The organism is Mesorhizobium sp. M7A.F.Ca.CA.002.05.1.1 (assembly GCF_003998335.1).
Lineage (GTDB): Bacteria > Pseudomonadota > Alphaproteobacteria > Rhizobiales > Rhizobiaceae > Mesorhizobium.
In genome coordinates this window covers 1-1,053 of sequence record NZ_RZQI01001353.1, presented here as the reverse complement: position 1 = coordinate 1,053, position 1,053 = coordinate 1, and the positions used below count along the sequence as shown (strand labels likewise).

Below are 1,053 nucleotides of genomic sequence, written 5' to 3'. Positions count from 1 at the left end.
GCTGACGGCACGGCCATGGGTCGGCTCCTGCTGAGGTCTCATTGATCGGCCGGATCGGCCGCGACGCAATCCGAAGCCAGCCGGGCAGCGGCGCTGCCCGGCTGAGCCGGCTCAAACGCGATAATAGCGATTTGCCCGCTTCTCGGCCTCTTCCATTGCCTCTTGCGGCGTGGCCTGGCCGGTCACCGCTTTGGCGAACATGTCGACCAGCACGTAGTCGGCCATGGTTGCCGCCGAGGCATAGCCGAGCGGCCCGGCATAGCCGTTAGGCCGCAGAGTAGCCGAAGCCTTGGCGTAAGCGGCGTTGTTGGGATCGGCAGTCCACACGGGGTTGTTGTCGAATGCCTTCAGTGTCTGGCAGCAATATCCGGCCGAGGAGGTGATCCAGTCCTTCATTTGCGGTTCCTCGAACATGAACTGCAAATACGCCTTGGCCGCGTTGGGGTAGGGCGTGTAATTGAAGATGACAGCCGTGGTCACCTGGAACAATTCGACGGATTTGCCGACAGGACCGATGGGCAGGTTGGTCGTGCGTATGTCCTTGGCGATTTCAGCCAGCTTTGGATCTTTGTCCTTGTTGATCTTGGCCGTGTTGTAGGCGGAAATTCCATTGGCGATCACCCCCAGTTCGCCGGCCAGGAAGGCGCGGTTGTTGTTGACGTCGAGCCAGCTTTCGGTGCCTGGAATGAAGGTCTTGTAAAGCTCCTGCGCATATTCGATCGCCTTGAGGGTCTCGGGGCTGTTGATCGTTACCTTGCCACTCTCGTCGACCATCTGGCCGCCATGGCTCCACAGCAGCCAATGAGCATAGTTGTTGCCGTCGCCGACGCCATGACCATGCGTGAAGCCGGCCGGATGTCCCTTCGCTTGCAAGGCCTTGCAAAGTTCCAGGAAGCCTTTCGTGTCCTTGGGAAACTCCGAAAAGCCGGCCTCTTTCACCCAGCTTTCCCGATAGACGATGGCATTGCCGATCGTGGCCAGGGGCAGGCCGACGAACTTCCCGTCGCGTGTCGCATATTGCTTAGGTCCCTCGTGCCAGCCGCCATATTTCGA

At 59.9% G+C, this 1,053-nt stretch carries 1 protein-coding gene; it reads right to left on the bottom strand.

Annotated elements, in window-relative coordinates:
- Positions 1 to 111: 111 nt before the first annotated feature.
- Positions 112 to 1,053: ABC transporter substrate-binding protein (locus EN939_RS35495; protein ID WP_164751574.1), on the bottom strand; the 942-nt coding region annotated here is incomplete at its 5' end.